Raw genomic sequence first — 25861 nt, forward strand, 5'->3', positions numbered from 1 at the left:
AGAGAAAGGGGACCCCATGGGACTCGACGACAAGATCAAGAACGCCGCGGAAGACCTCGGCGGCAAGGTCAAGGAGGGTGTCGGCAAGGTCACCCACAACGACAAGCTCGAAGCCGAGGGCAAGGCCGACCAGGCGAAGGCCCACGTCAAGAAGGCGGGCGAAGACGTGAAGGATGCCTTCAAGTAAGCCACCCGCTTCCCTCGCGAATGCCCCCGTTTCCTCAGGACGGGGGCATTCGCATGTCCGGGTGGCGACAGCAAACCTATGGATGCTGTCGGATCTCACGAGAGTTGTTCGGTCGCGGCTGTCCGACCAGGGCTTTTCTCGACCGAACTATCGCACCGGCAATCCGATCGGTCTCACGACAGATGTCTCGAATCCAAATCGAACGGACTACATGGGGATGGGCCCCCATCGCCCCGGGCGATCCGTTGCCAGCAAGAATGAATCGCGATCACTTGATCGATGCCCTGCGCCGCTCGTAGCCCTATCCCGTCGCCCGAGCGGTTGACCTGGATCACTCCGCGCACATTCTCTCCAGGAAGCTCGTCAGCGACGCGTGTCACCACCGTGTTCGCTCCACGTGCATGTAACTGACTCGCGTGCGCCGCTGGTCGCGCTCAGATTCACCGCACAGTCAGCGTCTGAGAGCGAGCCCCACCGTCCATCGGGGAGCGGGATCCCCGACACCTGCTCGTTATCCGTTTGTGCGGGCGCTGCCGGGTCGAACCCTCCCTCGCCGTACGCGTGCCCGGTGAACCCGGCCACGACTCCGATGACGACCACCGCGACCGGCCAGCCCCAGCGCCGTGAGGCACGCGTTCGCGGCACGTCTTCAATCTGGTCGATTCCGCGCCCGTCTTGCGGGAAGGTCTGGAGTCCTCGCAGCTGATACAACTCGACTTGCGTCAGCGGTTCCTGATCGGGGCCGTATGCGCGTTGCAGAAGGTTCGCGAGCTCGTCCGTCACCACGGGTTTGACTCTAGCTTCAGGAACGGTTGACTGAGGTTGATGCCGACTCGACGTTCCCGCAGAATCCCGCTCTTCGCGACGCTACTCGCGGGTGCGCCTGTCGGGGTACTTATCGCGTGGCCGCAAGCATTCGGCGCAGAATTGACTCCGATCATCGCTCAGCTTCTTGCGTTCCGCGGACTGGTCGCAATCGTCCTCCTTGTTCTCGCCGGCGGCGCCGCAGTTGTCGCCGTGCTCCGGCGGCGCTGGGGTGTTGCCGCCGGAGTCGCCATCATCCTCGGTGCTACATCCCTCACAAGCGGCGCCATTCTCTCCTCGCGCGGTGCCGGTGAGGCCGTGCCTGACGGTGATCTTGTGGTTGTTTCGTGGAACACTCTCGGCGGTGCGGTATCGCCTGAGAGCATCGCGGAGCTCATTGTCGAGACCGATGCCGACATCGTCACGCTGCCGGAGACGGACGCCGTTGCCGCGGCAGAGACTGCGCGGATCGTTTCGCTGTCGGGCCGTGAAATGTGGGCCGATACCGCGTACGGCGAAGCGGGTGACTCGTGGATCCCGACGTCCGTGCTCATCGCAGCCGATCTCGGCGAGTACCGCGTTGACGAGGCAGCCGGTTCGACGCCCGGGTTGCCGAGTGGGGTCTGGCGCCCCGTCAATGGGATCAGGCCGACGATTGTCGCCGCACACCCGCTGCCGCCGTTGTTGGAAGACATGGCTGGCTGGCGGGCGGGGTTGGAGTGGGTCGCCACCCAATGCGGCGAGCCCGACGTGATCGTGGCCGGGGACTTGAACGCGACGATCGATCACCTGTCGGCATTCGGTCGCGGAGAGTCGCTGATGGGGGATTGCCGAGACGCGGCGAGCGAGTCGGGTTCTGCGGCAGCAGGCAGTTGGCCGACGTCACTGCCGGTGTGGCTCGCGTCGCCGATCGACCATGTACTGGTCGGGTCTGCGTGGGCTGTGCACGAGGTCACCGTGGACAGCTCGTTCGATGACAGAGGCAGCGACCACCGGCCCATCATCGCCCACCTGAGGCGGAACTGAGCCAACTCATGCGCGACGGCCTTGTCTAGGCTGGTCCTCGGGAATGGAGTGATCCGATGAAGCGGATGATGACGATGTTCGTCGGGGCGATCGTGATCGCCGGAACGCTTGTCCTGTCCGGGTGCGGCGCGTCGTTCCCGGACGCTCCGGATTCTGCCGACGCGTCGTTCCCGGACGCTCCGGATTCTGTCGGCGAGGAGTACCCCACCAGCGGTGTCCCTGTCAGCGTGGCGTGGCCGTCAGATTGGTTGGAGGGATTCTTCGGGGAGGCGAACTCTCCTCCTGGCCCTCTTGTCGGGCTGCGGCTGGAGTATGTCGACGACCAGTGGGTCTGGCGGGTACGGAGTCTCGATCCCGGTCGTGACGAGTGGGGCGAGTCCGTCACCGAACCCGACCGAGGCCAGGAGGCGCTCTACGATGCCAGCACCCTCGCCGTGAAGCAGAAACGCCACGTGACGCTCACGGAGGCCGAACTGGCTGACCTCGGGGTCAGTGCGTACGCCGCCGCCCAACTGTCCGGCGAGGTCTACCCCAGTCCGCGCCTCATCGAGTTGGCGCTGATCATGCAGGACGGGCGGCCGGCGTGGCGGATAACGACCTACGACACCGAGACCGGTCTGCAGTCAGAAGTGACAGTGGACGCGAACTGACCGCCCCGTCACCGCTGAGGCGGGATCACGAAGCCCTCGGGTAGAGCATTATTGTGAACGATGCCGTTCTGGTCGCCCACGCTGAAGATGGTGTGCGCGTCGAGGTTGAGGGTGTCACCGGAGTACAGTGTGTCGCCATCACGGCGGACGTAATTCACCCAGTAGAGCCACTGCTCCCCGACGCAGAATCGCGCGCCGATTGTTGAGATGACATCATTGTCGGCCACCTTGTAGGCGACCGGAACGCCATTTACATCGAGAACGGGTTGTCCCGTCGCGTGCGGCATGGAACCCCGATCAAAGGGAACCGCTAACGTCACTCCGCCGAGCTGTTCCACCTCGGTGTCGTCGGCGATGGGATAGGCGGGCGTGGCCGCCTCACAGGGACCAGGATCGCTCACCGGTTCAGCTTCTGGCGTGACCGTCGCAGTCGGCGTCGGCACTGATGAAACAGGTGGGCTACTGCGCGTCGGCTGAGCGTCCGGGAGCGCCGGCGCTGCGGTGCACCCTGCGAGCAGGACAGCGAGACCTACGGTGACGCCGAGCAATCCTCTCCTGTTCACCGTCGAACTCAATCTGGGGCACCCGCTGTCAGAAGTCGAGCTGCCGCGGACGCGCGACCCTCGGAGCTTTGCGCGTCCGGTGCGTGAGTCCCGGTCGCTGATCGTGCCCTGACGTCATCCCTGACCCGGTGCACCGTACCCCCCGCCGTCCGGCAACACGGGGCACGATGCCTCGGCGGTCTGCGCTGCGACCTCGGCGCGCACCGCGACGCCGTCTGTCGTCTTCTCCACGGTGTAAACGACTCCCTCCTGCGCGCCCTCTGCCGGAATGTACCCCACGATGGCCGATTGAATGGCGGGATCATCGGGGACCGCCCCCACTGAAGTCGAGATGAGATCGGCGGTCGGATTATCCCTAAGCCAGTTCGCGGTCGCGCTCACGGTTGCGTCAGGGATCGACCAGAACCCCTCCAACTTCGCTACGGGACCACAGGGCCACCCCGTATACGAGCTGAACGTTGCGACACTCGCGTCGGCGGGAATCGCGCCCGGCGGGAGTGCTGCGGCATCGAGCCATGCGTGCGCTTGTGCCTGCGCCTCCGGGTCTGTGCTCCCCGGCGTAGCGATCGCCGACGAGTCGCTCGCCTCGGAGGACTGCGCAGGCAGTGGCTCACCCGCAGGATCGGCGCCGCCTGCCACCATCGCGGGCGTCGCGCACCCGGTCAGAGCGAGCGCGAGCACGGAACTGAGTATGAAAGCCGAGCGGTGCCGCATGCATCCACCGTAGTCGGCGGATGCCGTCGCGATCACTTGTCACTTATGCGCGCGACGGACGTGGACGATGGTGCGGCGGAGCCCCAGGTTGCTCCTCTTAGGCTTGCCACGTGTCTACTGCACCCGTGTCGACCGAGAGCGATGATGAATCGCCCACTCCTTCACGGAGCTGGCGTCGGATTGCCCTGCTTCTCGCTGGCGCCATCCTGTTCTGCTCGACAACCGTTCTTGTGACACTGCTCATTGTCTCCACAGCATCGGACGGTGCGACCTCCGTGTTGATCGGCACGGTTGACTCGGAGTTGCTCTCTGGTCTCGCGCTCATCGCGGCCCTGGCAGCCCTGGCGACGGGACTGTGCGTCATCCCCGTGCCCAGGCTTTGGCTCATCCTGATGATCCCGGCGCGCGCGGTAGCCATCGCGGCCACCGCACTGGCAGGGATCGTGTGTTTCCTCACCTCGTCCTCGACGGTTGTTCCGCTCGTCGCCAACGGCTGCGAAACCGGGTATGTGGTCAAAGAGAAGTCGTTCCTTCTTGCGGGTTGGGGCACGATCTATCGACAGGATGGCGTACTTGTCACGGCCGTCGAGCGAACCCTCAGCGATGATGGCTACCACCCCTTCGCGGACGGCGCCTATACGGTGGCGGAGGACGGCGCGTCACTCCGGGTCTGGCGGAACTTCAGCTTTGACTACTCGGCTGCGCCGGTGACGACCGACCGCGACCCGGACTTCACCCTTCCGAAGCTCACCGACCGTACGCTCGCATGTGGTGTCAGCACCGGAGCACGAACACCGATTCCCTCAGCGCCCGCCGCGCCCACATACGGCGCGGACGAGGCCCGAGCAGGGCTCGAGAATATGGTCGCGGCGTCGCTGGACGCAGCCGTCGGGCCGGTGCACGATTCCGCTGGACAGCTCCTCGACGCCGACGAGATGTCACCGGCATCGACCGCGTGCGGTGAGAACGGCACACGAATCGGACTCGGGCTCACGTTCGAGACCGCGGACAATGGCGCCACGCTCGCGCGAATCCTCAAGGTTTGGGATGCCGCAGGATACGCCGCGGATCGGGCAATGCAGGAAGACATCCGCTACAGCGACGCGCTGCCGGTGGAGAAGATGAGTATCCGCGACTCGACGAGTATCGACGGACTGATCCACATGCAGGTCACGTCGCAGTGCAGCGCGCGCTGATCCGCCCTGCCTGCCGCAATCTCTCGAATACGTCGGCCGTGTATAACACCGCGCGCGGCCCGAGCACCCGATTCCCGAATCGTTCTGACGCGTCCCCGGCAAGCCTTCGCGCGAGTGGTCGACGGCGCCGTGGAACTCTGTGCGAGTACTCACGAGGACCGCAGGTTAGGACATAGCCAACTCGTCGGAACGGGGTGGCCAGTTGCGGATGACCCGGCTGCGCGGTGCGGCTTGACCTGTCTTCCCCGCGATGTGGGGAAGAATCCTTGGGTTGGCGTGGCGGAGGAGGCAGGCGCGCTGCCGGTGCGCTGCAGCAATGAGGGCGCGGTTGAGTGGGCACCGCTGATACTTGACCTGCTTCGAACTGCGCAGTCCGTACATGTACAACATCGCCCGGTGGGCCTGCCCGACGACGCTGACGGTGAAGGTGCGCAATGCGTCGTTGGGTTCGTCACCGATCGCCTTCGCGACGGCAGGTAGCAGGCGATCGGCCTGAGCGAGCGCGGAAGTCGTCACGTCCAGGATCGGAGTGATCGTGCGCGGCGATGTGAGCACGCAGGTCAAACGAATGATCTCGGGGTACGCGCACAGCAGCACGTTTTCGTAGGTGTCGAGGTGCGGGATGCCGAAACTCGCCATGCGGTCGCCGATCGGGGACGAATCATCTGAGCCTTCGTGCCAGGCTTCGACGAAAGCTGCGGCGAGGTTTACTTCGCCGGTGTGGAGGGCGACGCCGCGCTTCCAGAGTTGTGATCGCAGCAGCAGTTCCGCACTCTCGTAGCCGGGCATGCCTGCTATGTCGGCGTGCAACGCGCGGTACGCCCAATGGTGATGCGCGAGGCAGAGCGCACCGCCGCGGGCGATCGTCGTGGTGGCCAGCCCGCCGGAGCATTCCGGGCATGCAATACGGGGTTCGGCGAACCGGGCACACCTGGCGCATTTCTCAGGACGCCAGCTGCGGTGGCCGCATCTGACCCACATGCCATCTTTCTCGAAGTTGGGGCGTAGCGCGTCGCGCGGCAGATCTGCGAGATGCTCGATGAGATCGACGACACGCTGATCCGCCGCGGGCCACCAGTTGCGACCGAGGTGCTCCAAGACGATTCGACGGATATCGCGTTCCTCGCACTGGTGAGCTTGGGCGAGCCGCTTCGTGAACCCTTCGACGGTCTCACCCTCGATGAGTTCGAGTCGAATCGGTAGCGTGCGGAACGGAAGGCTCACACGCGGTCATGCCTCGATGAGCCGCGCGGTCGACGCGTGGGAGGCTTGCGGGCGTCGGTGTGGCGCAGGAGTGTGGCTCGGACCCGCGGGGCGAACGCCAGAATTCTCCTACCGAGTTCATCGAGGCCCGCGGACCGGCCGTACCGAAGCCGCACGGGTCGGTCGAGGCCGATGACCGCTTCGCGGCCTTCGATGTGAAAAGACGCGCGGACAGCGGCGACGTCGTGCGACGTGCCCGCGGTCACCGCGTTCACCGCTGCTTCGACGAGCGCGGCGACCTGGATGGGGCCGACGTTCGTGTTCGTGAGGAACCGCTCCGCCCACGGCTCTGTTGTCAGCGCGACGAGACGCACCGCTTCGGGATAGTGGCGCGCAAGCGCCGTTCGATGAGATACGCCCTCTTGTTCGAGATCGGTGGCGCGAAGAAGGGTCGTGGCGAGTTCCAGTTCGCCGGTGTCGGGGCCGATGCCGCGTTCCCAGAGCGTGCCTGTGAGGCATCGTTCGGCGCGAAAGAAGTCGGCGTTTCGCGCGAGGTCGCGGTCCGCTCCCGCGTAGTGCCACCTGCGGTGTCGCGCACACACCGCTCCGATCCGGGTGCGCACCTCGACGGGTTCACCGCCGGTGCATCGCCTGCATTTCGTGACGGCAGACGGCAGGGGCGCGCACATCGGGCAGTTGTTGTGTCGCCAGTCGGCGTGAATGCAGCGGACGAACAGGCGGTCAGAGCGGCTACCGTCGAAGTACCCGGGAGGGAGGTCGGCGAGTTGTTCGACCAGTCGCGGCACGAGTTCTGGTGTCGTGCGCAGAGGCAGCCGCGGGCGCTCGTGACGGAGGGTCGTCCACAGTTCCCCGGCCGGCACGGCGTTGCGGGTGGTAAGTCTGCGGTAGACGCTGCTGACGGTTTCTCCCGTGAAGGGTTCGATGAGCACGGGGAGCTTCCTCATCATTTCGCTCGCGCGGGACGGCCTCGTTTGGGCCGTGGTGATGGCCGGTTCTCTTCTTCCTCGATCCAGCCTTCCGACTCACGGATTTTCGCCAGCGACGCGAGCACGTCGTCGAGGTCGAGGCGTTCAGTGTGCTGTTCGATGGCGCGGCGCGCTCCGCGGCGGACGGCTCGGGCGACGCGGCCGATGGAGCCGCGGGATAGGTCGCGGAGTTCAGCAGCGACGGTGAGGATCTCCGCGTCAGGTTGCGAGATCAAGCACAGTGAGTCTTCGAGGTCGACGAGGATGCGCCCCCACACCGCGGCGTCAGCGGTCTCGCCAGTCCCGTAGGTGTCGAACTTGACCAGCTCGAATCGGGCCATGATCTGTTCGCCGCGCGAGCCCCAGAACAGGCCGTTGCGGGCGACATCGACACCGGCGTAGACCATCGTGCCGGGACACCTCTCGGACAGTTCTTTGAGCGCGTCGGCGACTTGCTCGTTGCCGCGGTAGTGCAGGTCCAGCCGGTGGATGTCGTCGATGATCACGAGTTCGGTGCGGCATTCGCGCATCACATGGCTCACGCGGCTGAGGAGGACTTCGTAGTTCGCGTTGCGGGAGTACGGGATGGCGTAGAAGTCGGCGAGCTTGGTGATCATGGTCTTCGCCGTCGCGTGCGTCGGCACGGGCACGTATGCGACGGGGGTCAAGTTGCGTTGCGAGGCCGTGGCGCGCTGGCGTCGGGCTCGCTCGAACGCCCTGCCGAACTCCTGGACCGCGGTGGTCTTCCCGAGACCTGGCCTGCCAGAGATGATCACGCCGGACTTGCTGGCGTCTGGGGAGCGGTTGTCGGTTATCGCGTGGCGGATGGCGACCGCGACCCGTCGGAGTGATGGGGTCGCCACCCGGGCGCCGAGGGTCATGTACCGTTCGCGGGCGATGTTGAACAGCGCTCGCTCCGAGGAGTCCATCGCGTCGTACTCGGCGAGCGTGAGCGGGAGTGTCCGTTGGGCGACGAACTCGACAAACTCGCGCCACCCTTCCTTTGTGGCGTAGTCGAAGTCGGTCGATGGGGCGTCGAAGTCGAAGTCCCCCAGCAGATCATCGAACATCGCGCTCACGCCTCATCCGGCGACCGGGTCATCCCGAACGGTGCGGCGACCGGCCATGCTGGCTTCGCCGCGACAACATGGAGTTCTTTGTCGCCGAGGTCCCCAGTTGCCGAATGCTCGGCGCCCGGCGGTGCTGTGGGTGCGATGTGTGGGAGTTGGTTGGTGATCGCCAGCGGGTCCGTCCGTGCGCTTACAGCACGCTTCTTCTGACGCGCCGTCGGCAGCGCGTTGCCCTTGTACATGAACCGGCGCATCACCTCGTTGAGGTCGTCGGTGCTCGGCTCGTTGTCGCCGCGGGCTGCGGCTTGCGCGCGGGCGACTCGCCAGACCTCGTCGGCCATCGGGGCGCCGCTGTACGGGGAGCGCCAGTCGAGCGGGAGGAACTGGTCGCCGAGTTCCAGCCACACCGTCATCGGGTTGTAGGGGTCGACGTGGAATGGCCACTTGCCTTGTTGCCGGTGGTGCGGTGACCGCTTTTTCCGCAGCGGGCCGAGCTCGGTGGAGTCGTAGACGCGCAGGTCGATGTCGACACCGTAGTGGTTGATCACACGCCATTCGGTCGGGAGCAGTGCGATGTACTTCTCGGCGGTGAGCGGGACTTGCAGCTCCGGAGCGACTTCGCGGTACGCGGCGACCATCTGGTTCGGGGCCAGCATGAGCCGAGGGTTGCGGGGGTCGCGCAGCGCCTTGTGGGGTCGGTTCTGCCAGGTCACCGCGACCCAGTCCTCGAACAGCTCCTGCAGCTGCTCGAGGGTGAGCAGCTGGCTCGTCGCGATCACCTCGTCTCCACGCATGTCGGGGCTCTGCCCGAGGAACGCGATCGCGTACTGGGTGAACTGGTCCTTCACGGTGCGGAACATCCGCTCGATTTTCGCCTTCTGCGTCGGCGTGTACTCCGCGTTGACCGTCAGCGAGATCCCCAGCGTCCGACAGGCATCCGAGAAGTGCCGCGACACGTACGACGCGCCACGGTCGGTCGTGATCGACTCCGGGAAGATGTACGGTTGCGCGTCGCGCATTACCTCGAACCGCTCCACCATGAGCCCGTCCGTGCCGGTCCACGCCTCCGAGACCTGACGCCGGTTCGCGCGAACTCCGTCGGGACGGGCCGAGTACGGCACCAGAGCACGGGCGAGGACCACCACGAGGTCGATGCTGCGAGAACCGACGGTGACAATGCCCGCGAGCACCGAGCGTGATGCCTCACACAGCAACAGGGTGAGATCGGGGCGGATCGGTTCGCCATCGCATTCGACGAGGATCTCCATCGGGGTCGTGTCGATCAGCACCTGCTCACCGGGTCGCACGCCGGTACGTAATCCGTGCATGTGATCCGGCTGATTGGCTGTGGTGCGACGTGCGCGGGCGCTGCCCAACGTGTGCTTGCCGGCATCGAGTTCATTCAGCAGCCGGTACATCGTCGCCCGGCTCGGCATCGGCACGACACCCTCGCCGAAGCGGTCGTCCAGCTCCCTGCGGACGAGCCAGATCAATCGCGTCCCGGTGCCGGTCGACTTCCGCTCCTGCCCAGCCTGGACGGTCAGAATCGCGTCGATCAGGCGCTCGTCGTAGGAGCGCCCGGGCATGTCGGCGAGGCCGTGGCGACGTCGATCGAGAAGACCGCTGACCCCGAACTCTTCGAGGGCGCGTTGCTGACGCGAGACCTTGACCGGGCCGTAGCCGGTTCCGAGACGACGGTTGACGTCGTCGATAACTTGCTGCCGCGCCGCGGGCTTGGTCACGCCTGCCGCCACGAGCTTGTCGAACCGGGCGAGTTCCTCCAGCCACACGTCGACGATCTTGCGATCGCGCGCGTCGAGATCCTGCAGGCTGCGCAGGTCCAGCAGTGACCGCAGGGATGCGGGAGCGGCAGGTTCCGCTTGGTGCCGCAGGTCCGCGGCGAGCACCTCCACGTCGTCTCCATCCCCGTCGACGGCGCGCAGGGTCAGGTAGGTGGGCCGGATCGCAACGACCTGGTGACTTCCGCCCTGCCACCGGATGATGTCGCCAGGATGAACGCTCATGACCCGCCCTCCAGATCGACAACGGTCGCCATCGACAAGGGACGGTGTAGATCCGCCTGCGCCACCCCGCTCCACACGAGTGCATACGCGGCGCCGACACCTGAGCGAGCAACGCCACCGAGGGCCGCCGCGAGCGAGCCCAGACTCATCCGACCGGTGAGCCCGAGCGCGGCGATGTCGACGCCCTCCAGCCACGCAGGCTCGCGGTACCGAAGCAGGAAGCGCAGATTCGCCTGGGTGGCGCCGGGAAGCTGATCGAAGACGAGATAGGACCACCCCAGTGCGGCAGCAAGGCGACGAGTGAGTTCGAACTTCATGCTGTCCTCGGGCTTGATCAGTTCGACCGGCCTCACGTCGACGAGCAGCGCACTCCCATCGGAGCGGCGCACGAAATAGTCGGGCGCGTGGGAGCGCTTCGGTGACCGCCAGCGGATCCACATCGGCTGGCTCGCCACCCCGACGACATCCCCCGTCCGGTCCAGCGAGGTCAGGAACGAGCGCTCCCAGAACGACTCGAACGGAATGTGCCGGCCCGTCGAGGCCATCCACAGCTTGCCCTCGAAGTTGCGCTTGCCCGGCCACGACGGGAACTCGCGAACCGGATCCGCATCCTCGAACATCACGCGCGCCGCGTCGACGGGGTCTGCGTGCTGGAGGAGGCCGTGTCTGGAAAACTCGATCGTGGCCGCGAGTGCGTTCGTCCCGTCGATCGCGGCGAGCCAGTCTTGGGTCAAGGTCACGGAGAACTCTCCCTTCCGGAGAATCCCGCACCCGATCAGAGCGCTCCGGTGGAACCTCCCGGCTTGAACCGCAAGCTACTCCCGCCTCGGAGCAGCGCTACGCGGCGCGCCGCTCTCCCGACAACTGGAGTGAGAATCCGACAACTGGAGTGAGACGACTGGACAGGTCCGTGAGAATCGGACAACTGGAGTGAGACACGACAGATGCGCCAAGAATCACAAAAAGATAACGGCGAAGCCTTGTGGACCGTTACCTGGCCGTTATAGAGTGCTCGCACGGTAGTTGTTTTGCTGTGGCAGCTACCGACATGTGATTGCAGGACACTCTTGGTGCAAGGGACAAGGGCCGGTCGGAAGCCTCTCCGACCGGCCCTCACCTTTTTCTGGATCTCGATACACCGCGGCGGAGCCGCGGCACTCGATCACCCATGAGCACACCGCGGCGGAGCCACGGCACTCGATCACCGTTGAACGTGATGGACTGGTCTCATGACCGACCTCGCGATCTCGCTCACCCTCGACGGCACGCCCGATCTGCCGAGTGCGGCGCTGCAGGCGCTCTACCGCATCACCGGCCGCTCCACGGTCGAGCTGCGGCACGCGATCCGCGACCGTGCACCGCTCTACACCGCGGCTCTGTTCGGCGCGGAGCACATCACGGCGGCGCCGCGGCTCGAGAAGACGATCGCGTTCCTCGACGACCACGGCATCCCGTTCGGGCTCACCGAAACCGCAGGCGGGACGGACGCCCCCATCGACCGCGCGACGCTGCGCGCGATCCTCGAGCCGGGCGACGGCTCGGGCGACGCGCGCTGAGATCAGACGCCTCCGCCGCCCCCACCGCCTCCGCCGCCACCGGCAGATCCCCCGCCCGACGACCCTCCGGACGTCGACGACGAGCTGGATGCCGCGGCCGACAGACCGCCGATGCCCGACGAGAAGGACGCGGCGTCGAACGCACCCGTGCCGTAGTACCAGTACGGCCCTGTCGCGCCGACCGCGGTGTAGAGGATGGCGAGCTGACTCGACCACTCCTTCTCCTGCCCGAACACAACGGCGTACGGCAGGAGCTTCTCGTACAGGGCGAGCTTCTGGCGCGGGTCGTTCACGTCGATCGCGACCCGCTCGGCGCCGGACGGCGATTGCAGCATGCGGATCCGGTCGGCCTCGGCCCACGCGATGAACTCCTCGAGCCCCTTGAGGTGATCGCGCGTCTCGGCCCCCGCCGCGGACAGCGGGCGCTTGGACACGAGCCCGACCACGGCGACCACGAGGAGGCCCGCTGCGACGATCGCCACCATCGGCACGAATCCGCCGATGTCCGCGGAGATCATCACGATGCCCGACACGATCACGGCGGCGCCGGCGAAGACGGCGACGATGATCGGCCACGCCCGGGAGCCCGCGCGCACCGTCTTCCGCAGGCCGCGGGCCGTGAGTTCGGCGTCAGCCTGCGACAGGAGCTTCTGCACGCGCGACGCGAGCCGCGAGTCCTGCTTCCCGAACTCGTAGCGCTCCCCCGGCATCCCCGTCGGGAACAGCGCCTGCAAGAGCACATGGCCGTCGGCGTCGGCACGCGAAGGGTCGACGAGTTCGGCGGCGAGCTTCGTCTTGCCCGTCCAGGTGCGATCGACCTCGACGATGCGGATCGACCCGGCGACGGCCTGCTCGAGCACTTCCGCGGGCACCGCCTTGTCTCGTCTGCCGAGGAGGACCGCGCTCTCCAACGCGTCGACGTTCGCCGGCGGATCGTACTCGGCGATGATCGTGGGGCGCCCCGGCTCGTCGGCGAGGGGGCGCCGGCGCGCACGGATCGCGAACGCCCCCGCGCCGAGGAGGCCGACCCCGGCGACGCCCTGGATCCAGCCGAACGGCGAATGGAAGTAGCCGTCGTCGAAGAGCGCGAACGTCCCGGGCGCGAAACCCACCGACATCGTGAGCGTCTGGTGCGGCGCGAGCGCGCCAGCGGATGCCGTGATGACGGCGCCCCCGTCGGGGCTCGCCTGCGAGGTGATCGAGGCGCAGGCATCCGACGCGTCCTTCGCGCCCTGGTAGCAGGCCATCGTGCCCGTGAGCGCGGATGCGAGGTCGGCGTCCAGGTGGAGCCGCGCGGTGACGGCGCCGAACGGCTGCGCCCAGTCGACGCCGTTGACGTTCCAATAGAACTCGAGGCCCGTGTCGGGGAAGTCCCACGTGACGTTCTCGAGGGTGTAGGTGAGGACGTAGGTCTGGCGCCCGTGCACGTAGGAATCGGCGCGCGAGACGATCGAGAGCGCCCCGTCCACGTCGTCCGTCTCGCTCTCGCGGGGCGCACCGTTCTCGTCCGTCACCGAGACGAGCCGCGGGTGGAGCGGCTGATCGTTGTACGTCTCGGGGACGAGCCGGCGGATGCCGCGGTTCTGGTCGCTCTCGGGGAACACGGCCACGATCGTCTCCACGACCTCCAGCCGACTCGTGCCGTCATCGGCGCGGGTGAGCGTGTAGTCGGCGGCGAAGGAGTCGAACGTGAAGTCGTCGACATCGCCGAGCACCGCCGTCAGGGAGGAGAAACCGGATGCCGCGGACGCTGCCGTCGGCGCGGCGATCACGGTCGCGAACGCGATCATGAGCACTGCTACCAGCGCCCTCACGACGGCGGAGATCAGTGTCGCGAGCGCGCCGGCGGCGGACGCCGGCGGGCGGGATCGGCTCATGCCCCCACCCTAGGACGGGCCGTCGGCGCGGCGCACTACAGTGGACGCCATGACCGATCGCCGCCTCGCCGTCGCCGCGTGGGAGAGCCTGTTCCGCGCGCAGCACGAGGTGTTCCGCGAGATCAGCACCGACTTCTCCGAGACGGACCTCACGCAGGCGGAGTACGACGTGCTCCTGACGGTCACGCGCGGCGAATCAGCGACCGCCCGACTGCGCGACGTCACGGCGAACATGCTCATCAGCCAGCCGAGCGTCTCGCGCCTCGTCGATCGCATGGTCGCACGCGGGCTCCTCTCCAAGTGCCCTGACCCGCACGACGGGCGCGGCGCGCTTCTGCGCGCGACCGACGACGGCGTCGCCGCGTTCCGGCGCGTCGCGTCCGCGCACGGTCGATCGATCGCCGAACGGATGTCGGTGCTCGACGACGACGAGCTGACCCAGCTGCAGTCCCTCGCGACGAAGCTCCGGGGCGTCTGACCGCCCGCCTCACGGCGTCCGCCGGCGCAGCGTGGGCGACAAGGATCGCCCCCCAGCCACAGGTCAACGCGATGCGCGTCATCGGGGCGGTCGCCGGTCAGTCGGAGGGGGATCGGCGCCGTCGCAGCAGGAGGAGCCACCAGACGATCGCGGCCAGGACGGCAACGGGGATCAGCCACAGCAGCAACGCGGGCGCGGGCGCGGGCGGTGGATCGTCGGACGCATGACGCGGTGACGCGGCATCCGGCGTGTCCGCGGACGTGAGCGGGGTCGCGTAAGGCGACGGTGATGGGACTGCGGCGCTGGGCGCGAGCGCAGATCCCCCGCCGGGGCCGGATTCGGACCCCGTCACGCCGCGAGCGCGCGGTCCCGAGTCCGCGTCGCCCTCACCCGAGCCCGCCTCCACCGACGCGGTCGGCGCGGGGTCGGTTGAGGACGGCGAAGTCTGCTCCGCCACGGCGTGCACCGTGACGGTCGCCGATGCCGTGCCCGTCGATCCGGCCTGGGCGGCGATGTACTGGAACGTCCCCTCCCCGGCGGTCGCGGCGGTCACGTGCAGCGCCCCCGCCTCATCCAGGAACGCCGCGCCGCCCGTGTAGCCGGTGACCGCGACCAGTCGCAGCGCGCTGTCACCTGTCGCCGCGTCGTTGTCGAGCAGGGCGGCGGCGGAGAGCACCGACTCCGTACCCACGATCACCTCGAGCCGGTCGTCGACGACCGTCGGGCGGCGGGGCGCGTCGATTCGTAGCTCGATCGTCGTCCACGACTCCGCCCCCGCCACCCGCACCCGGATGCGCGCTGGGCCGGTGGCCTGGGCGGTCGCGGCATCCGCGCTCACCCGCAGGGTGCCCGCCGAGACGATCAGCCCCGTCACGGAGTCGATCGGCTCCAGGACCGCGACCGCGCCCCCGCCCGCGGGCTGATCCACGACGGGATCGACCTCGAAACGCGCGGGCACGTCGTGGGCCGTGTGCAGCGCGATCACCCGTGTCTCGCCCGGCGTGAGAGTGACCGTGCTCGGCGCGATGGCGCCGGCATCCGGAACCGTCGCGTCGCTCCCCGATCCGGGGGCCGCGTCCGTCGTCGCGACGACGGACGGTTCGGATGCCGCGGGCGGTTCGCTCGGAACCGGCGCCTCGGCGGGGTCGACGACGAGCGCGGGAAGGTCGACGGACCCGCCGCCTCCGTCGCCACCGCCGGGGAGACCGCCGCCGTTCCAGGCGAAGTCGGTGTAGCAGGTGGACGTGCCCGGCACGTAGTCCGGGATCGTGGTGGCGATGGTCGTCGCACCGAAGTACAGACCGCAGTCCGCGTCGCCGTAGACGCCGCCCCCCGGAATGCTCTTCGCCGCGCGGTGGCCCGACCATCCGGACGGAACCGCGAGAGTGCCGACCTCCGTCGTCACGGCGGGGGTGAGCGGGTCGTCATCGCGCTCAGGCGGCGTCAACGTCGACAGGTCGGCCCGCAGCTGGCGGTTCTCCTCGGTGACGAGCAGTTCGTGGTCGCTCGTCCAGCTCACTCCGAGGATCGGGGTGCGGTCGATCATCGTCACGAAGCGCAGGGAGTCGACCAGATGCGTCGAGCCGGAGGCGCCGGGGAACGTCGGACTCTGCCACCTCACGGGCGCGACCACGACGCCGTAACCCCCGCCGATCCGTTCGACACGCGCGACATAGCGGCCGTCGGGCGAGAGTTCGGGGCATCCGACCGCTTCCATGTTCCCGGCACCCTGGATATCGCCGGGGCTCGGCTCGTCATAGGCGAAGAGGCCGTGGTAGGCCTGCATGGGAACGTCGGGTGAGCCCTTCAGCGCCAGCGCGTCACCGAACTTCTGGCCGGAGACCCCGAAGACGGTGAAGTTCTCCAACCAGAGGAAGTCACCGTAGCGGTTCGACGAGCTGAGCGACAGGCAGGGTCGAGGTGTCGTGGCCCGGTCGTAACCGATGTCGTCGGCGTTGCCGCCGTTGCTGAACTCGGAGCGCAGTCCGCTCCCGTCGGGCAGCACCGACTGTAGCAGCCCGCCCTTCTCGAGGAAGTAGATCCGCCCGTCGGGCGCCCACACGGGCGAGGTGTACAGCGCCGGGCGCTTCCAGGCCTGAGGCGTGCTCTGGTTCGGCGCCACGTCGATCATCGTCGGCGCGTCGAAGAAGGTTCGAGCGGAACCGTCGGGCGACATCGTGCCGACGCGGTCCCAGGTCGGGAACGTGCCCAGATTGCTGGGGTCGGTCGGATGCTCCACGTCGCGGTCGCCCGCCACGAACGCCACCCACGGCTGTGGATCGAGATCGCCGAGCGGCCGACCCCAGTTCACGTCGTGCACGCACGAAGAGGCACCAGCGACGTCCTCGGCCCCGAGCACCGTGGCCCCGAGATACCAGCCGCATCCGGAATCGCCGTAGACGCGACCGTCGAGGGTGGGCTTGGCGGCCCGCTGCCGCGCCGTGCTCGACGGGAGGGAGAGGGTACCCTGCGGCGTCGCCGTCGCGGGGGTGACGGGAAGGAGGTGCCCGTCGGGGGCCCGCCGATCGGGCTGCAGAGTGCCGAGGTCGAGGGTCGAGGTCGTCGCGCTGTCCCAACCCGGCGTGCCCGCCGCGACGAGCAGGGAGTTCTCGCCCGCCCAGCTCACCGAGAGCTGGCGCACATCCGCTCCCGCCGCTCCGTCGGCCCGCCACAGGGTCTCGTCCCACGCCGACACGACGCGCGGACCGAAGGAGATGGGCCACTCCGAGACCGCGGTGCCGTCCTCGTACCAGCCGTCCTTCGCCGGCGCCACCACGACCGCCAGCGCGGATCCCGGAGTCTGCCCACCCTGGTCGTCGACCCGAAGGCCGTGATAGTCGGCGACCGCCGCCACGAGCGTGCCGTCGGGCGAGAGCGCGGGGCACTGCGTCACCGTGGCGTCGACCCGGTTGTACCCGTTGAAGGGCAGACTCGTCTCCCATCCGGACGTCGCGTCCGGCCGCCCGATCCGCGACCAGCCCGACCCCGACCGCTCGTACACGCCGCCGTCGAAGAGGAACCGCCCGCCGTCCGCGCTCATCGACAGGCAGGCCGTCGGCTGCCCGACCTGAGCCTGGCAGTCGTCGAGGCCGGGGCTGAGCTCGCGTCGCGGGTCGGAGCCGTCGGCGGCGACCGAGTTCACCACGTGACAGGGCACGCCGGCCGACTGCTCCCACGCGACGTAGTAAATGCGCTCGGCATCCGGACCCCAGACGGGCGAGGCGTAGTGGGCGGGTGTATGCGCACCCGCGTCGGCCACGGAGGGCAGCGGCAGCCAGATCACTCCCGAGCCGTCCGGCCTCATCGTGCCGATCCGACTCGCGGTGGCCCACGGGTCGTCGGAGTCGAGCGCATCGCTGACGAACACGAGCCGGTCCTGCCCGGCCGCCGCGGCGATGGCGAAGGCGCCGGAGTCGGCGGAGCGCAGGTGCACCCCGTCGGAGGCGACCGCGCGGATGCGCAGGCCCGAGCCCGCCAGATCGCGCGGCACGGCGAGATCGGCCGACGATCCCGTCAGGCCGCTCGCGAGCGGACGCCAGCTGTCGCCTCCGTCGTCGGAGACGAGGAGGTCGACCGTCGGCGCGGGCACCTCGTCGCTCGAGTCGGGGTCGGTGACCGTCCAAGCGACGTGGATCGGCTCCGACCGCGCGATGGAGGTGTCCGCGGCAGGCTCGGTGACGCTGATGCTCGGCGCGGACCCGAGGGCGCGCTCGGTGACGGGATGACCGTCCAGCAGGATGCGGAACGCCGCCGTTCCGGCGGGGGCGACGACCTTCTGCGCGAACACCTTCGTCACCACCGCGCTGCGCGACCCTTCGGAATCGGTGAGCCCGATCTTCACGGGAGCGCCCGTCGGCGATCCGTCCTCTGCGACGGGGACCACGGTGACCCGGCTCGTGTCGGAGCCCGAGGGCGGAGGGCTCGGGATGTCGCCGTCGTCGAGGAACGGGTCGAGGCGGATCGAGTCGCCCTCGATGGGCATCGAGCCGCGGATCCAGTAGGCGGTGCCGCCGGGGCTCGGCCGGGTCGGGGCGCTGCCGAGGTTGAGAGAGCCGGTCAGCGCATCCCAGGTGCTGCCGCCGACCCACTCGCGCGAGACGCCGTCCCAGCTCGCTGCCATGAAGTCGGTGCCGTCGATGATCCGGTTGCGACTCACCCAGGCGCCGGTGACGGGCGTCGGATCGGTGTGCTCCATGCCGAGGTTGTGGCCGAGCTCGTGGGCGAGCGTCGCCTCGGGGGCGTCGAGGTCGAGGAGCACCGAGCGTCCCGTGACCCCGGCCCGCCCGACGGAGGTGTCGCCGAGCTGCGCGCCGAGCCACCCGTTCGGCACCACGGCGACCACCGAGTCGAGACCGGATTCGCGGGCGAGCAGGTCCAGGTCGCCGAGAGCACCGGCGACACCGGCCTCCCCGGTCTGGGTCGGCAGCACCTCGGGCAGGCAGGAGAGCTCGGCGGTGACCCCGCCGTCCTGCACGGGCAGCAGCTGCTGCGCCCAGGCGACCCAGGTGTTCGCGCGTGAAGCGATGTCGGTGCACGAGACCGTCGAAGCGCCGAGATCGAGGGGAAGGAGGGCGATCCGCAGCGGGCGCGTGGTCATCGTCTCGATGAAGTCGTGCGGCGAGCTCGAGAGCTCGTTGTTCGCACTGTCTTCTTCGGAGGCATCCGGCGGGTCGGCGACCGTCACCGTGGCGATGAGCACGGAGCCCTCGGGGGCCTCGAGCACGTCGTTCAGGGGCAGCAGCACCCGCGTGGACCCCGACCGCACCGTCACGGTCTCGGTGGTCGGCTGAAGGACCGTCGTGTCGACGCCGTCGGTGCGGGCGATCACCGAAGTCGTCACCTGTGCGGAGGTGGTGCCCTCGACCGAGGACCACAGGTCCGCCAGCACCGAGGTCTTCCTGCCCGTGACGAGCCGACTCGCATCGGCGGCGGCCTGCACGATGCGTACGCTGCGCACGCCGTAGTCCGGCCGCGAGCCGATTCGCCCCGCGTAGCCGACGGTGGAGGTCGTCGTCGCGCCGGTCACGCCCACCCAGACCGCCGCCGCGGAGGAGCCGTCTGAGGCGGCTGCCCCGAAGCCGTACCCGGTCTGCAGCTGCCGCACCGCCCCGACCGTGGGCGCCCCGCCGGTGGAGGTCACGGCGATGGAGCGCAGCTCCGGGGTGGCGGCGTAGACGTCGGTAGCGAGCACGACGAAGTCGCCGACGGATGCCGCGCCGGTGGGGGCCGCGGCGGTCACCGGCGTCGTCGGGGTCGCGGTCAACGCGGCGAGGCGGGCGTGGATCGCGTCGCCGTAGACCTGCTGGCCCGCGCGGTCGGGATGGAAGGTGCCGTTCTGGTCGTGCTGATCCTGCACCGAGGCGCCGAGACGCACGATCCAGGGGTCGCGCGCGCAGTAACCGTGGGTCGTGAACTGGCTCGCGATGCCGCCGATGTAGTCCCAGCCGTGACGCACCGTCGCGGCGCGCACAGCGTCGTTGAGGCCCGCGACGAGGTGCCCCCGGGCCCACGTCGCCTCGTCGTCGGTGATGAGACCGCCGACGGCCCCGCCCGTGATGAGGGCCAGCATCGAGGGGTCGATGTCGCCGACGCAGCGCAGATCGGGCACTCCGTAGACGTCGCCGGTCGGATCGAAGTACTCGGTGAGGTGCACGCGATCCGGCGCCACACCCGCCGCGGCAAGTGCCTCGGCGAGATGGTCGTAGCGCGCGGGGAGCTGAGACATCCTCGCGTCGTGGGTCGCGGCCACCGAGTTCGTGCTGCAGTCCGAGCCGATCACGCCCCCCACGACGGGCAGGAGGCACGAGGTGAGGGTGGCGGAGAACCGGACGTCATTGGCCCCGATCGAGACCAGCACCGCGTCGGCGGTGCGCCCGCCGAGCGCCTGCACCATCTGCGACACCTGCGAGGGTCGCAGACTGGATCCGGTCGGGGCGACGCCCGCGTACTCATCGGTGACCCCGCCGGTGGAGGGGTCGTCGCCCACATGCGCGCCCGTCGGATCGTCGTCGGTGTCGCTGATCGCGGCCCCCGAGCACGCGAGTTGCACGAAGGTGACCGCACTGTGCGGGTCGTCGTCCTCGAGCTGCCGGGCGGCGAGCGCCGGGCCGGCGTACGAGGACCGGTGGCACGAGGCATCCGACCATGCCGACGACGGCGCCGCGCCGGGATGCACGGGCGAGCCCTCGCCGGAGGCGACGGAATCCCCCAAAGACACGACGACGATGTCCTTGGGCGCGATCGTGCGCGCCGTGACGGCGCGACCGCCTGCGTCGTCGCGCAGCTCGAGCCGGATCGTGGGGGTCTCGCCCGAGCGCACCTCGATCTCGGGCCCGGCGCAGTGGTCGAGGTCGGCGACCGCGGTGCCGTCGACCGACCACACGTAGTGGGTGATCTCGGTGCCGCTGCCCGCGGTCACCGATGCGCATCCGTCGAGGGTCACCGTCAGCGTGTCGGCATCGGCGATCGCCGAGCCGGTCGTGAGAGCCGGATCCGGGAGGCCGTCCCCGTCTCTGTCGACGTAGTGCGGCGCAACGGTCCAGTCGAATCGCGGTGTGAGTCGAGCCGCGCCCGTCGCCGCCGCGATGGAGGCGATGCACCCGGCGCCGCTCGCGAAGGTGGTCGCCGCGATGGGCGCGCCGAAGTGCGGCCATCCGCTCGACTCCGAGACGGAGACGGTGCCAGCGATGCACTCTGCGACCGCGAGAGTGCCACGGCCCGCAGCGAGGGTGCCGCCGGAGCCCTCGAGGGGCACGTGCACGCGCGTGGGCGCGCTGCCCGGCTCGATGCCGAGCACCGAGGGGCCGTCCGCGCCGTCGACGAGCGCATAGGCGCGGCCGTCCCCCGCGGCGACATCGGTGAGACGGGCGTCGTCGACCGTCGAGAAGTCGCCGAGCTGATCGCCCTGCGCCACCGCCACGTGCGTGCTGCGGAAGTCGGTGTAGGCGGCGCTGACCACGCCGCCACCCGCGGCGACCTTTGCGCGAGCGACGCCGTCCAGGTCGAGGGAGGCGAAGAAGCTCGCTCCGCCATCCGTCGTGCCGCGGATGCCGCCGTGCCCGCCCCACATCGCCCACACCCGGTCCCCGTCGACAGCGACATCCACGTCGGTTGCCCAGGTGCCGAGCCGCCGGGCGCCGGTCCAACTCGCGCCGCCGTCGTCGGAAGTGGTCAGGTACGGCGCCTCGCCCTCGACGCCGTTCGCGTCGGTCCAGCCGCCGACGAACGCGACGGCGAGGTGATCGCCGTCGGCCGCGATCGTCGGCCGCGTCGCCCCGATCCCACCGCTGAGGATCGCGGCCCTCGCCCAGGTGTTCCCGCCGTCGGTCGAGCGGAGGTAGAGGATGCGCGTGCCGAGCGAAGAGTCGCGCACCACCGCGTGGAAGACCCCGCCGCCGCCCGCGGCGACGTCCGGGTAAGCGACGCCAGGACCCAGATTCTGCGCTCCTGCCATCACCGGGATCGGATCCGCTGCGCCTGCAGGAGCGGCCACCACGACGGCTCCGATCGCCTGCACGGCTACGAGGAGCGCGACGACGAGTCCGTGCGCGCGAGAGGACCTGCTGCGAATCACGACTCGTCCTGGTCTCTGTCAGCGTGCGGGGTCGGATGCTCCCGCATGCCCTTCTCAGGTCGGCGAAGCGACGGGCATCACACCAGAAGCTACTGACGCCGACGCGCGCTGTCAGTGTCACAGCGGTGCCGACCTTGCGATCGGCTCTCGATCGATCGCCGAGTGGATGTCGGGTACTCGACGGCGCTCACCCGGATGCGGGCTTCGACGCCTTGCCCTCGAGCCACTGTGTGTCCGATGCGTCGCTGTGCGTCGTGCCGGTGCCGACGTGCTTCGCGTCGATCTTCGGGCCCTTCGTGATGACGTGCACGAGCGCCATCGCGTGACCGCGCCCGAGGCCGTAGTCCTCCGCGAGCCACGTGACGATCTCGCCGGCCTTGGTGCCCGGGCCGTAGCCGCGCGTCGTGGCCTCGTCGATGAACTGTCGCGGGGTGCGACCGGTCTTCTCCTCGATGTTGTCGAGGTACGCCTGGAACGACATGCGGTTCAGCCTAGGGCCGCCGCGCGCGGGTCACCAGCGGTTGTGCACGTCTTCCGCGAACCCGACGGCGCCGTCGAACGCGATGAGCTCGGAGCCGGTGTCGAACGTGCCCGACCACTCGCCGAAGCACTGGTCCGTGCGACTCGAGAGCACGCGCAGGTCGGTCGCCGACCGCTTGTCGTGGAAGGGCGCGAACGTGGCATCCAACCCTCCGCCGACGATCCGCCACGGCTCGAGCGGCGCCGCCAGGTCATACGACCACGTGACGGGCGCTGAGATCTTGTGCAGGCGCCCGCCGACGACGACGCCGTTCTCCGTCGACCCCGTGCCGTCCGTCCAACGGCCGCCGACCTGGATGCCGATGCTCCGCCGGTCCGCGAGCAGCCCCGAGCCGGCGCCCCAGTTCCAGGCGACGTCGTAGGGCCAGCGCCCGCGGCCGTGGTCGAGCACGGCCCACGAGCCTTCGGGGACGTCGACCTCCGCGCCGTCGACGGTGATGGTGCCGGATGCCGGGAGGGCGACATCCTTCACGGTGTACTGGAACAGCCGGTGCGACCAGGGCACGACGACCGCGAGGAGGTCGTGACCTGCGGGTCTCGTCACGGAGATGTCGAACCCGGCCCCGGGGATCTGCGCCTGCAGCCGCCAGCGCTGGGCATCGTCGCTCGGGGTGACGGTGATGCTGAGGTCCTTTGCCCGAGCCGTCGCGACGCCGCCGCCGAGGCTGCCCGGCAGATGCATACCGCGGGCGGGGATCACCGTCGCGTTCGCACCCCGGCTCCGCCCCGAGGCGCGATCGAAGATCCACACCTCGTGCACGGCCGCGTAGTCGAGTGACGAGATCGTCAGCGCGACGATGTGCGTCGGTGTGATGACGTTCCAGTACTCCCAGCGCTTGTTTCGGCCGAACGCGACCGGCACGGGGGCGAGCGCGCGCCTCGCCGTGCGGCGTGCGGCAACCCCCGCGGTGTCGACGAGAGGAGTGCGGGCGAATCCGATCGCGGCCGGGTTGAGGTGGCCGTCCGGCAGGGTCAGCGAGACCGGTTCGAGGAGTTCGCGCTCGGTCATGCGGGGTCCTCGTTCCGCGGGCGCGGCCGACTCGCCGCCATGCGTCCGTCGGGATCCAGGCGTCGGAGGACGGCCGTCGTGATGCTCCGCAGCTGCGATGCCTGCTCGTCGCTCAGCGCGTCGAGGACGAGCTCGCGCACGGCCTGCACGTGCCCGGGGGTCGCCTGGAGCACGACCCGCCGCCCCTCGGGCGTGATGACGACGTCGACGCCGCGACCGTCGGCGGCGTGCGGCTCTCGCACCACGAGCCCGCGCTTCTCGAGACGGCTGACGACGTGCGAGAGGCGGGGCATGGTCGCGTTGGTCATGGATGCGAGCTCCTTCATCTGTACGCGGTGATCCGGCGCGTTCGTGAGCATCGCGAGGGAGAAGTAGTCGAAGTGGGTGAGATCGGAGTCCCGCAGCAGCTGACTGTCGAGCTCCTTCGGCAGCAGCTCGAGCAGGGCGGCGAACGGGATCCAGGTGGCCAGTTCGTCGTTGGAGAAGAAGCGCGGGGAGCCCATCCGAACATTCTAGGAATAGTTGATGCGACAACGAGGTTGACCAGGATAGTTGCCTCTACAACAGTCGAGGCATCCACGATTCTCGGAAGGAACCCTCATGACCTCCATCACCGTCTTCGGCACCGGCACCATGGGCCAGGCGATCGCGGGCGTCTTCGCCCGCGGCGGCGCCGACATCCAGCAGCTCGGCAGCGGCGACGCGGGTGCCGCGATCGCCGGCGACATCGTCGTGCTCGCGGTGCCGTACGCCGCGCTCGCGGACATCGCCGCGACGCACGGTGCGGGGCTCGCCGGAAAGACCGTCGTCGACATCACGAACCCCGTCGACTTCTCGACGTTCGACGGCCTCGTCGTCCCCGCAGGCAGCTCCGCGGCGGCACAGCTGCAGGAGCTGCTCCCCGCAGCGCACGTCGTGAAGGCCTTCAACACGAACTTCGGCGCGACACTGGCATCCGGCACCGTCGGCGGCCAGCCGACCACCGTCCTCGTCGCGGGCGACGACGCGCAGGCCAAGGCGGGCCTCATCGCGGCGGTCGAGGCCGGCGGGCTGCGCGCGCTGGATGCCGGGTCGCTCTCACGTGCGCACGAGCTCGAGGCCGTCGCCTTCCTGCAGATGACCCTCGCCGCGCGCGAGAAGATCACCTGGACCGGCGGCTTCGCGCTGGAGAACTGACCGCGCGCTGATTCGTGCCTCCAGTTGGCGCGTACGCCGGAAACTGCGACCTGGTTTCCGGCGCACGCGCCAACTGAGTGCATTCATCGACTTCTCCACAGGTATGGGTTTCTCGCTGCTTGTGCACAGATGACTCCGCGGACGCGTATCCCGCGGGCTGACGCGACACAGTGGCGGGATGCCGCGACCGCCCGCTCCCCTGCCTGATGACCTCGGCGCGAGCTTCCGGGTGACTCGAGCGACATCGCTCGGCGCGACGCGCGGGCGCTTGACCGCGCGCGACCTGCACGCGCCGTTCAGAGGAGTGCGCACACGCGTCGCCAGTCAGGAGAGCTCCCATCTCGCGGGGCTCGACGACCTGGATGTCACGACGCCGCAGCGCCTCGACGACGCAGCCCGCCGCGCGCTCCTCTCACGCATCGAGGCGCACGCGCTGGTCCTCCCGACCGGCGGCTTCTACATCGGCGATGCGGCGCTCGCACTGCTGGGGTTGCCGTTCGTCGACCCGGTCCGCGCTGCCGAGCACGACCTCGAGATGGGCGTCTTCACCCCGCAGCGCGCTTCGCGCCGCACCGGTGTGGACTGTGTCCAGATACGCGAAGGGCTCGCCCACACCACCCAACGTGGCGGCTTCCCGGTCGCGACGCCTGCATCGGTGTGGGCTCTCCTCGGGCGCCGCATGGAGGTGCGTGACCTCGTCCGGATCGGCGACGCGATCGTGCGCGTCCCGCGCGACGAACGCGGACGACGACGCCCGGAGCATCAGCTGGCAACCCCCGCACAGCTGACCGCCGCGATCGAGGCGGGGCGTCGTCTCGGCGCGGCACGGCTCCGTGCGGCCCTTCCGCTCGTCCGCACGGGCAGCATGTCGGTGCTCGAGACGGACTGGCGGTTGGGGCTCGTCGGGTCGGGGTTGCCCGAGCCCCTGTTGGATGTCGAGGTACGCGATGCTCGCGGGCGATTGCTCGGCATCAGCGACGGAGCCTTCCCCGAGTTCCGCGTCGCCGTCGAGATCGAGGGAGACCACCATCGCACCACGCGTCGCCAGTGGACCCGCGATCTCGATAAGTATGCGGCGTATGCCGCGATCGGCTGGGACGTCGTGCGCATCGCTTCGTCGCACATCCGGCCCGCGCGCGGAGCGGACGTTCAACTCGTGCGGAATGCCCTGGTGCGCCGAGGGTGGGTGCAGTAGGCCGCCTCACCACGGTCGCTTGTCACTAATGCTG

The 25861-nt window shown here is 69.0% G+C and carries 21 protein-coding genes; 8 read left to right on the forward strand and 13 right to left on the reverse strand.

Annotation, left to right across the window (positions count from 1 at the left end; translation table 11 throughout):
* Positions 1–16 precede the first annotated feature (16 nt).
* Positions 17–187 (forward strand): CsbD family protein, encoded by a 171-nt coding sequence (locus tag J0I43_RS12315; RefSeq protein WP_292864142.1) that lies wholly within the window; start codon positions 17–19, stop codon positions 185–187.
* 363 nt (positions 188–550) lie between these two features.
* Here J0I43_RS12315 and J0I43_RS12320 read toward each other — a convergent pair whose 3' ends face one another.
* The gene (locus J0I43_RS12320) at positions 551–973 is read right to left on the reverse strand and encodes a hypothetical protein (protein ID WP_137878509.1); all 423 of its coding nucleotides are present in this window, start codon (positions 971–973) and stop codon (positions 551–553) included.
* Positions 974–1114: 141 nt separating this feature from the next.
* Here J0I43_RS12320 and J0I43_RS12325 point away from each other — a divergent pair, with 141 nt between their 5' ends.
* Both J0I43_RS12325 and J0I43_RS12330 read left to right on the forward strand, forming a co-directional pair.
* Positions 1115–2017, forward strand: coding sequence for an endonuclease/exonuclease/phosphatase family protein (locus J0I43_RS12325; RefSeq protein ID WP_056519013.1), 903 nt, complete (start codon positions 1115–1117; stop codon positions 2015–2017).
* Between the two features lie 68 nt (positions 2018–2085).
* Positions 2086–2667: a hypothetical protein gene (locus J0I43_RS12330; RefSeq protein WP_212742818.1), complete on the forward strand. Its 582-nt coding sequence runs from the start codon at positions 2086–2088 to the stop codon at positions 2665–2667.
* Between the two features lie 8 nt (positions 2668–2675).
* On the opposite strand, the gene J0I43_RS12335 is transcribed toward J0I43_RS12330, so the two are convergent.
* Both J0I43_RS12335 and J0I43_RS12340 read right to left on the reverse strand, forming a co-directional pair.
* On the reverse strand, positions 2676–3068 hold the full coding sequence (locus tag J0I43_RS12335) for a hypothetical protein (RefSeq protein ID WP_137878510.1): 393 nt from the start codon (positions 3066–3068) through the stop codon (positions 2676–2678).
* Positions 3069–3344: 276 nt separating this feature from the next.
* Positions 3345–3911: a hypothetical protein gene (locus tag J0I43_RS12340; RefSeq protein WP_156456221.1), complete on the reverse strand. Its 567-nt coding sequence runs from the start codon at positions 3909–3911 to the stop codon at positions 3345–3347.
* Positions 3912–4054: 143 nt separating this feature from the next.
* Between J0I43_RS12340 and J0I43_RS12345 the strand changes: the two genes are divergently transcribed.
* Complete coding sequence (locus tag J0I43_RS12345; RefSeq protein WP_137878511.1) at positions 4055–5140, forward strand: hypothetical protein; 1086 nt, start codon at positions 4055–4057, stop codon at positions 5138–5140.
* A gap of 165 nt (positions 5141–5305) precedes the next feature.
* Here the strand turns inward: J0I43_RS12345 and J0I43_RS12350 are convergent, their stop codons facing one another.
* The 5 genes from J0I43_RS12350 to J0I43_RS12370 all read right to left on the reverse strand — a co-directional run bounded on the left by J0I43_RS12350 (position 5306) and on the right by J0I43_RS12370 (position 11163).
* Positions 5306–6364, reverse strand: a complete 1059-nt coding sequence (locus J0I43_RS12350; RefSeq protein ID WP_137878512.1) for a hypothetical protein — start codon at positions 6362–6364, stop codon at positions 5306–5308.
* A complete protein-coding gene (locus J0I43_RS12355) occupies positions 6361–7293 on the reverse strand; it encodes a hypothetical protein (RefSeq protein WP_137878513.1) in 933 nt (310 codons plus the stop codon). The genes J0I43_RS12350 and J0I43_RS12355 overlap by 4 nt, the downstream gene beginning before the upstream one ends.
* Positions 7294–7307: 14 nt before the next feature.
* Entirely contained in the window at positions 7308–8210 is a 903-nt protein-coding gene (locus tag J0I43_RS12360; RefSeq protein ID WP_171006183.1) for a TniB family NTP-binding protein, read from the reverse strand.
* A gap of 194 nt (positions 8211–8404) precedes the next feature.
* Positions 8405–10423 carry a DDE-type integrase/transposase/recombinase gene (locus tag J0I43_RS12365; RefSeq protein ID WP_056519019.1) on the reverse strand — a complete coding sequence of 673 codons (2019 nt, stop codon included), beginning with the start codon at positions 10421–10423 and terminating at the stop codon, positions 8405–8407.
* Entirely contained in the window at positions 10420–11163 is a 744-nt protein-coding gene (locus J0I43_RS12370) for a TnsA-like heteromeric transposase endonuclease subunit (protein ID WP_056208066.1), read from the reverse strand. The genes J0I43_RS12365 and J0I43_RS12370 overlap by 4 nt, the downstream gene beginning before the upstream one ends.
* A gap of 489 nt (positions 11164–11652) precedes the next feature.
* Here J0I43_RS12370 and J0I43_RS12375 point away from each other — a divergent pair, with 489 nt between their 5' ends.
* A complete protein-coding gene (locus J0I43_RS12375; RefSeq protein ID WP_292864159.1) occupies positions 11653–11979 on the forward strand; it encodes a hypothetical protein in 327 nt (108 codons plus the stop codon).
* A 2-nt stretch (positions 11980–11981) separates the two neighbouring features.
* Here the strand turns inward: J0I43_RS12375 and J0I43_RS12380 are convergent, their stop codons facing one another.
* Positions 11982–13856 (reverse strand): DUF2207 domain-containing protein, encoded by a 1875-nt coding sequence (locus J0I43_RS12380; protein ID WP_292864162.1) that lies wholly within the window; start codon positions 13854–13856, stop codon positions 11982–11984.
* A gap of 49 nt (positions 13857–13905) precedes the next feature.
* On the opposite strand from J0I43_RS12380, the gene J0I43_RS12385 reads away from it, so the two are divergent.
* Entirely contained in the window at positions 13906–14334 is a 429-nt protein-coding gene (locus J0I43_RS12385; RefSeq protein WP_292864165.1) for a MarR family transcriptional regulator, read from the forward strand.
* 97 nt (positions 14335–14431) lie between these two features.
* Here the strand turns inward: J0I43_RS12385 and J0I43_RS12390 are convergent, their stop codons facing one another.
* The 4 genes from J0I43_RS12390 to J0I43_RS12405 all read right to left on the reverse strand — a co-directional run bounded on the left by J0I43_RS12390 (position 14432) and on the right by J0I43_RS12405 (position 23959).
* Positions 14432–21907: a GDSL-type esterase/lipase family protein gene (locus tag J0I43_RS12390; RefSeq protein WP_292864167.1), complete on the reverse strand. Its 7476-nt coding sequence runs from the start codon at positions 21905–21907 to the stop codon at positions 14432–14434.
* A gap of 187 nt (positions 21908–22094) precedes the next feature.
* Positions 22095–22388 (reverse strand): DUF4287 domain-containing protein, encoded by a 294-nt coding sequence (locus J0I43_RS12395; RefSeq protein ID WP_292864170.1) that lies wholly within the window; start codon positions 22386–22388, stop codon positions 22095–22097.
* Between the two features lie 30 nt (positions 22389–22418).
* Complete coding sequence (locus tag J0I43_RS12400; protein ID WP_292864173.1) at positions 22419–23456, reverse strand: DUF2804 domain-containing protein; 1038 nt, start codon at positions 23454–23456, stop codon at positions 22419–22421.
* A complete protein-coding gene (locus J0I43_RS12405) occupies positions 23453–23959 on the reverse strand; it encodes a MarR family transcriptional regulator (RefSeq protein WP_292864176.1) in 507 nt (168 codons plus the stop codon). Before J0I43_RS12405 ends, J0I43_RS12400 begins: the two co-directional genes overlap by 4 nt.
* A 97-nt stretch (positions 23960–24056) precedes the next feature.
* Between J0I43_RS12405 and J0I43_RS12410 the strand changes: the two genes are divergently transcribed.
* On the forward strand, positions 24057–24632 hold the full coding sequence (locus J0I43_RS12410) for a diguanylate cyclase (RefSeq protein WP_292864179.1): 576 nt from the start codon (positions 24057–24059) through the stop codon (positions 24630–24632).
* Positions 24633–24810: 178 nt separating this feature from the next.
* The gene (locus tag J0I43_RS12415; protein WP_292864182.1) at positions 24811–25827 is read left to right on the forward strand and encodes a hypothetical protein; all 1017 of its coding nucleotides are present in this window, start codon (positions 24811–24813) and stop codon (positions 25825–25827) included.
* Positions 25828–25861: the final 34 nt, after the last annotated feature.

The sequence above is a fragment of the Microbacterium sp. genome (assembly GCF_017305435.1).
In the GTDB taxonomy this organism is placed as follows: Bacteria; Actinomycetota; Actinomycetes; order Actinomycetales; family Microbacteriaceae; genus Microbacterium.